Here is a 7,033-nt window from a genome sequence, read left to right as displayed (position 1 = left end):
GCAACCCGCGGTCACCTCGGCGGTCTCGCCGCCGCGGTCCCTGCGGCGATCCGCTTGCTTGCCGCACTGTCCTACGACCTGATCGTGCTGGAAACGGTCGGTGTCGGTCAGTCGGAGATCGAGATCGCCGCCGTCGCCGATCCGACCATCGTCATCCTCAATCCCGGTGCGGGTGACGCAGTACAGGCCGCGAAGGCAGGCCTGCTGGAAGTGGCCGACATTGTGGTCGTCAACAAGGCCGACCGCGACGGCGCGAACCAAACCGCCCGCGATCTGCGGGCCGAGACATCGGCCCCAGTCCTCACACTCGTTGCAGCGCGCTCCGAGGGCGTTACCGACTTGGTGGACGCGATCGACGCCCACCACCGCGCCGACACCCCCGCCCGGAGGGCATCGCGAGCGCGGGCACAGATCCTCTCTCTGGCGCAAACTCGCCTGCACTGCCACCCTGAACTCGCCGGTTTGGCCGCCGCCGTCGCTGACGGTCGGTGCGATCCATATACCGCCGCGGGTTTGTTGCTGACCGAGTCAGCCACCGACGATAAATTCGAATAGCCGACTGATTCATCGGCTGCGTTTCATCACTCGGTCTGCCGCGGCCCAGTGCTCATCGGATACCCATAGCGAGGCAAAAGCTGCGACCGCCTCGCTGGCCGGCACGCCCGAGATGACGCGCTTGATATCGCTGGCCGGCCGAACCGCCAGCGCGCGCGCCAACGAGCGCCACTCAGTTTCGAACGCCGCCCTCGACAGCACGCGATCCAGCAGCCCGATCCTTTCCGCTTGATCGGCGGTGAGGACGGCTCCGGTGCCCGCGAGCATCAGCGCGCGGCCGCGGCCGACGAGGGCCGCGAGCCGCTCCGCGCCACCCCAAGCCGGCATTATTTCGAGGGACACCTGATTGAACCCGATCTTGATGTCGTCGGCGGCCACCCGTATATCGGCGGCGACCGCAACCTCCGCTCCGCCCCCGAACGCGTGGCCGTTTAGCGCGGCGACGACCGGGGCGGGGAAATTCGCGAGCTGATCACAGATCGACCGCATCCGCCATGCCATGGCTGCCGCCTGCTCTTCGGTGCGCAGCGCACTGAGCTCCTTGAGATCCCCGCCCGAAACGAACGCCTTGTCTCCCTCGCCCCGAATGACCAGGCACAGCGCGCCCTCGGCGCCGGCTATGGCCTGCTCAAGTTGGTCCATGGTGTGAAGCGCGATGGCGTTACGAGCCTCGGGGCGATTGATCGTGACGACGGCCAGCCCTTGATCGAGTTCTAGATCAACCACTCACGTTCTCCATCTCAGGCATTGCAACTCTGGGCTATAGGCACGGGTTGCGATGAGCGTATCGACGTGGTTGACGAAGCGAGTAACCCCCATATCAGATTTGAAATGTGATACTTCTTCGCCAGCCACCGTTCTTTTATGCCAACGGCTGTCGAGGCATCCTGGCTGGACCAACGCTGACCTAATTGATGTCACCACGACGGCCAGCCAGCAGAATTCAGTGATGACCGACGAAGCAAGGGCCGACCAGCGTGAGCATTGGGGGATGGTCGGGCACTACACGATCGCCGGCGCAGCGTGCCGGCTCGGCCCTGCAGGCACCAAATTGGCGCAGCTGCTGCGCGACAACCGCGATCGCATCGCAGTCAGTGACATCGAGATTGTTGCCGGCCAACGGTTTGAACCCGGCCAGCGGGGCGCTTTCGTCCCGCTGGCCGACGTGCCGGACCTGGTGTGGCGCCGCACCCGTCCCGAAGACGCCGCCAATCATTTCGCCGATATGGATCAGCCCGGTGGAGCCGCGGCAGGCGGCCAGACGCTGATGGCGCTGTGGTACGGCCGTGATGCCACCTGGCGCACCCCAGTCGGCTGGACCGCCTTCTACGACTCGTTGACGGACCCGCCCGTCGATGAGCACCGCGGGGCCCTGCCATTTCGTGCCGCGCAGCTCTACGGGCTGATGGTCGAGGCGGTGCGGGGTGACGATGTGTTGAGATATGTCGCGACCGCCGGTGTGTTGGCCCACTACGTGGGCGATGCGTGCCAACCACTCCATGTTTCCCGCCTGCACCACGGCGTGCCCGGTGCCGGCGAGGACGCCGTGCACAGCGTGTACGAGACGACGATGCTCGACGAACACGCCGGCGAAGTGCTCGCCGACGTCAACGCCGACCTCGCCGCTGATCCACACGGGCCGCCGCTCGTCACCGGTTCGGAGGAGGCAGCCGATGCCGCGGTGGCATTGATGCGGCGAACCATCGAGGCAATCCCTCCCGCCGATATCGTGTCGGTTTTCGCGGCTCACCCGGGCCCGGACCAAACCGCCCAATTGTGGAACACCTTTGGCGCGGCGACGGTCAAGCGTCTGGCAGACGGGGCGAAAACGCTGGCGATGCTATGGACTGCGGCCTGGCGCGAAGGCGGCGGCGAAACCATCGATGTCGCCGGCATTCAACCGCAGCCAGAGTCGGCACTGCAAAAGCTTTACAACACGGACAGTTTCGCTCCAAGCGTGTGGCTCAGGGACTGGAATACCTTGCCTCACCCCTAGATCTGGGGCGTGACGACCCTTGCTACGGCAGCGGGCATTACGCTCTCCGGAATTTCGCGCGTCGTGCTTCCCAATGCGGTCTCGCGCGTCACGAGGTAGGTGTAGCGGTCAGCGCCGGGCTCGGCGGGGAGGGGTTCTTCGGTGTCGAGGAGCTGTTCCAGTGTCTGGCGATCGGCTGGATTCAGTGCGTCACCGTCGATGGCGCCGCTGGCCTTCAGGCCGGCGAAGCCGCCGCGTCGTTCGATGATGTAGCGATTGCCCATTGCCGCGCCTACTGTCCTGACTCGGATCGACCACGCTCAGACCGCGATGTCGGGGTCGGCGATCCCTACCCGTGTCCACGCTTCGTCCACGCCACGATAGACGTCGGTATCGCGTGGGAACAGCGATTTCGCGGCGGCGCGGGTGAGCGCGGCGAACGCGCCGAAGTTCGTCGATGGTCGGGCTTTGTCACTAGTGAGCGCGGCGTACCAGACTTTTCCGGCTTTCTCCCAGGCTTGGCCACCGATGGTCGTCGCCGCGAGGTAGAAGGCGTGATTCGGAATGCCGCTATTGGCATGCGGATCGCCTTGGGGAATGTAGTCACGGTAGTGCGCCGGTTGCGGCGACAGGCAGTGTCGCGAACCGGGTGCGGCCAGATCGCGCAGGCACGTGTATCCCTTTTGCAGTGCGACGGGGCCGAGGACACCAGGGCCGACCAACCAATCCGCTTGGGCAGCAGTCTCCTTGCGCCGCCACTGGTGAAACATCACGCCGAACACGTCGGAGACACTCTCGTTGAGTGCACCGGGCTCGTTGGAGTAGTCCAGGCCTGCGGTGAATTGGGTTACACCGTGGGTCAACTCGTGGCCGATGACGTCATCCGAGTTGGTGAAGTCGGTGAAGACTTGACCGTCGCCGTCTCCGTAGGTCATCTGGGACCCATTCCAGAAGGCGTTGTCGTAGCCCACGCCGTAGTGAATCGATGACATCAAGGTCATGCCCGCATCGTCAACCGAGTTGCGGCCGAAACATTCCCGGTAGAAATCGATCACGGCGTGCGTCGTATCGAACGCGCGTTTCGCCGTCATGTCCGAACTGCCACCCGGGTTCGCGACGGGCGTGCCGGGCAGTGATTGGGTGTTCTTGCAGTCGTAGACCGTGACCGCCGGCACCGGTGCGAGCACACCGGCCAATCGGAGGCTCGTGACTCCTCGGGCGCGCAGAGTGGCTTGCGTCGCTTCGCTGTGGGCGTGGCGTAGCTCTCGCCACACGGACTCCGTGGCAGCGCTGTCGAGCAGTGCTTGTCGGGCCTGCGCCGGGATCGAGTCGTCGTCGGCGAGCCTGCGCAGTACAGCTGCGGGAACTATGAAGTGACCGCGACAACCCCACATCGGACTCTCCTTAGCGCCGTACGTGTGCTCGACACGATAGCCAGCTCTAAATCTGCCACGAGATGCCTGAGTTATCGACTCAGATCTCGAAGCCAGTGTCACCGACGCCGGCGGCTGCGCTGGAGAGGTCGCCCGCAACAGAGGTGTCAGCCCCAATTAACGCCCCCGCACGCCCGCGAATATCCGCAGCGAAAACTTGGGCCTGCGCCTGGCGAACAGCCAACTCCGCCGCGGTGCCGCTGGTCCGGCTGTCAGTCACCGAAAAATCTTCTTCGACGATGAATCCCGCGCTATGAGCGTCCTCGACGGCGTAGAGAACGCTATTACGGAGCTGGTTCAGTACGCCGGCTTGCTGACGGGCGATGCGTGAGGTGCTGCGAAGCTGATCTGCCTGGCCGCTGGCAACGGTGTAGTCCGATGCCGTCCGTGCTCGAAGCGCATCGGCGGCTGCACCCTGCCAGTCCAATACATGAGCTTGGTTGCGAACCTGCCAGTGCGCGTCCTCCCACCGGTCCGCCAAGCTGTCCCAATGGTCGGCGGCGTCGACGAGGTGCTCGGTGCTGTACGCCTCAATCTGGCTGAGCGTCGGGAACATTCGATCTCCCTGAGCTAGGTCTCTTTGAGCGTCGGATCAATTGATCCCGGCGCCAAGGGATTCCGCTGATCGTCGAGCTGCGGAGGCTCGTTGAGCTGCGGAGGCGTTGACGGCGGCTCCGACTGAGTACCGACGACGTGACCGAACGCATGGTCGATGGGCACCGGCAAGCTTTGAGGCGCGCCACCAACATGACTGAGTGCACTGGTCAAGGTGCTGGTGAGATTGGTCGTGATCGAAACTGCCTGGCCCCCAAGCTGCCCGAGCGTTCCACCGATCGAACTGCTGACGCTTCCTATGGAGCCCGCCATGCTAATCACATCGTGCATCGGGCCAGTGACAAGACTCATCACGTCTTTGATGTCGCCGGCCTTCATCGTCTCGTGTTGCTGATACGCGTTGGCGGCATTAGTGGGTACCGCGGCGGTCTCATCGATCCGCGCCTGAAACGCCGCGGTGGCGGCCGCCGCTTGGCCATGGATGCCGCCGGTCGCCGCAGCGCTGGGCCAGGCCCTCTCGAGGTTGACCGGGGGAAGCCCGCCGCTCCCAGCTAAATCGCCACCGATCATCTGCCAACGACTGGCCGCAGCGCGCAACTCATCTGTATCAGCGTTCAGGACTGCCGCCATCGATCCTCGCTTCTCGAGCGCTTGACCTGAAGGTCGCGCATGCTGACGAAGCGTAATGAGGATGCTGCAGCGCGCAAGTCACCCTTAAATCGGGAGTCGACCGCGATTCATCGAGTGCTGCGCTGGATGGAAGACTGCCGCACGTGGCTCACGAAATTCACATCAAAACCGTTGACGGCGGTGTCGTCTACACCAACGCGCTCAGCTACGGCCGCACTGAGGGGGATCTCTGGGTTCAGGTTGGCGACGATCTGGACCACTCGGACACGATCTACTTCGCGTACGGCTTCTGGCAGCAGTACGTGGTCGACCCGCATGGCGAAGATCCGCTCGACCTCGACCTGCTTTTCGAAGGTGAGGAAGACGAGGACTACCCGGAAGGCGAGGACGAGGAATACGAGGAAGACGAAGACGAGGACGGCAACGCGCAGTAGGGAATCGGCGGGCAGGTACTTTCGGTAATCCCATCCCACGGCCTCGTCATCGTCGCGCTGTGTGACAACAGCAAGGGCGGTAACGCGGGAATGGCCATTCCAGACGCGGTGGTGAGCGCGATCTTGCGGCTGGACAGCGTCGCGACTGCCGGCATTGGGCCGAGGTGAGTTGTAGCTCATTCAATGGACACATCATCGGGCGCTTCTTAACGTTGAACGTGTGACGAACGAGCAGTCCGTCGAAGGCGAGTGGACTGGGCATACCCGTGGGTCTGCGGCCTACGGGCGGCTGCTCGCGGCACTGTTCTGTGCGGGCGTTGCCACGTTTGCGCAGCTGTATTCGCCACAAGCCGTATTGCCCTTGATTTCAAAGGATTTAGGTGTCGGAGCGGCCAGCGCCGCACTTCTTGTCTCTGCATCGACGGTAGGCCTGGCCATCGGTGTCATCCCATGGTCGGCGTTGGCCGACCGCATCGGCAGGGTGAAAGCGATCTCGATTTCGGTCACGGTCGCCACCCTGGTTGGGATGCTCGTGCCCTTTGCCCCGACGTTTTCGCTGCTGCTTGCCGGTCGCTTTATTGAGGGTCTAATGGTCGGCGGCGTGCCTGCCATCGCGGTGGCTTACCTGACCGAAGAGGTAGATCCCGTGCATGCCGCGAGAGCGGCCGGGATATTCGTCGGCGGCACGACGATCGGCGGACTGCTCGGACGGCTGGTGTCCAGCCCGGTTGGCGAGGCGGCCGGCTGGCGGGTCGGCATCTTCACCGTCGCGGTGCTCTGCGGGCTGGCGGCCATGGGGTTCGTCAAGCTCGCGCCCGATCCGCGTGGATTCACCCCGGTGTTGCGCGACGACGCCAATCCCGAAGGCAGCCTTGGTCATCGGCTCGCCGCAAATTTGCGCTCACCACGCCAGTTGGTGCTCTTTGCGCAGGGGTTTCTGTTGATGGGCGGATTCGTGGCGCTCTACAACTTCCTCGGCTTCCAGTTGACTCGCGCACCTTTCCACCTAGCTCCCTCGGTGGTGAGCCTGATGTTCCTGGCCTACCTGGCCGGCACCTGGGCATCGTCACGGGCGGGTGCCGAGGCTGCCCGCTTCGGTCGCAAACGGGTTCTGCTCGTGGCCGTCTCGATCATGATGGCCGGTGTCGCAATGACTCTCAGCGACAACGTGTTCGCGGTGCTGATCGGGCTGGTTGTCGCCACGGCCGGATTCTTCGGCGCCCATTCCACCGCGGCCGGATGGACCGGGCAGGCTGCACCGGTAGGCAAAGCGCAAGCATCGTCGCTGTACAACCTGTTCTACTACGCCGGCTCCAGCGCCATTGGATGGCTGGGAGGCGTGGCCTTCGATGCTCGCGGTTGGACCGCGGTCGCCGTGACGATCCTGGTGTTCGCCGGCATCGCGGTGTTGCTTGCGGCGCGCTTTCTGCACGACGACTAGGGATCTGGCT

General features: G+C 64.1%; 8 protein-coding genes and 1 pseudogene. 4 read left to right on the top strand and 5 right to left on the bottom strand.

Annotated elements, in window-relative coordinates; translation table 11 throughout:
• A pseudogene (locus VN856_RS16320) lies at positions 1-555 on the top strand (methylmalonyl Co-A mutase-associated GTPase MeaB); the annotation flags it as partial.
• Between the two features lie 9 nt (positions 556-564).
• Here the strand turns inward: VN856_RS16320 and VN856_RS16315 are convergent.
• Positions 565-1,281 (bottom strand): enoyl-CoA hydratase/isomerase family protein, encoded by a 717-nt coding sequence (locus VN856_RS16315; protein WP_325690827.1) that lies wholly within the window; start codon positions 1,279-1,281, stop codon positions 565-567.
• A 223-nt stretch (positions 1,282-1,504) separates the two neighbouring features.
• Here VN856_RS16315 and VN856_RS16310 point away from each other — a divergent pair, with 223 nt between their 5' ends.
• The gene (locus VN856_RS16310) at positions 1,505-2,551 is read left to right on the top strand and encodes a hypothetical protein (protein WP_325690825.1); all 1,047 of its coding nucleotides are present in this window, start codon (positions 1,505-1,507) and stop codon (positions 2,549-2,551) included.
• Here the strand turns inward: VN856_RS16310 and VN856_RS16305 are convergent.
• From VN856_RS16305 to VN856_RS16290, 4 genes are all read right to left on the bottom strand, one after another.
• On the bottom strand, positions 2,548-2,814 hold the full coding sequence (locus VN856_RS16305; protein WP_325690824.1) for a protealysin inhibitor emfourin: 267 nt from the start codon (positions 2,812-2,814) through the stop codon (positions 2,548-2,550). The genes VN856_RS16310 and VN856_RS16305 overlap by 4 nt on opposite strands.
• A gap of 36 nt (positions 2,815-2,850) precedes the next feature.
• Complete coding sequence (locus tag VN856_RS16300; protein ID WP_325690822.1) at positions 2,851-3,924, bottom strand: M4 family metallopeptidase; 1,074 nt, start codon at positions 3,922-3,924, stop codon at positions 2,851-2,853.
• Positions 3,925-4,003: 79 nt separating this feature from the next.
• Entirely contained in the window at positions 4,004-4,519 is a 516-nt protein-coding gene (locus VN856_RS16295; protein ID WP_325690820.1) for a hypothetical protein, read from the bottom strand.
• A 14-nt stretch (positions 4,520-4,533) separates the two neighbouring features.
• A complete protein-coding gene (locus VN856_RS16290) occupies positions 4,534-5,148 on the bottom strand; it encodes a hypothetical protein (protein WP_325690818.1) in 615 nt (204 codons plus the stop codon).
• Between the two features lie 143 nt (positions 5,149-5,291).
• Here VN856_RS16290 and VN856_RS16285 point away from each other — a divergent pair, with 143 nt between their 5' ends.
• Both VN856_RS16285 and VN856_RS16280 read left to right on the top strand, forming a co-directional pair.
• The gene (locus VN856_RS16285) at positions 5,292-5,582 is read left to right on the top strand and encodes a hypothetical protein (RefSeq protein WP_325690816.1); all 291 of its coding nucleotides are present in this window, start codon (positions 5,292-5,294) and stop codon (positions 5,580-5,582) included.
• Between the two features lie 220 nt (positions 5,583-5,802).
• A complete protein-coding gene (locus VN856_RS16280) occupies positions 5,803-7,023 on the top strand; it encodes an MFS transporter (RefSeq protein WP_325690814.1) in 1,221 nt (406 codons plus the stop codon).
• The last annotated feature ends 10 nt before the right edge of the window (positions 7,024-7,033 follow it).

The sequence above is a fragment of the Mycobacterium sp. genome (genome assembly GCF_035603715.1).
In the GTDB taxonomy this organism is placed as follows: Bacteria; Actinomycetota; Actinomycetes; order Mycobacteriales; family Mycobacteriaceae; genus Mycobacterium.
Note: the sequence above shows the minus strand (reverse complement) of the source record. Positions and strands in the feature narration are given on the sequence as shown.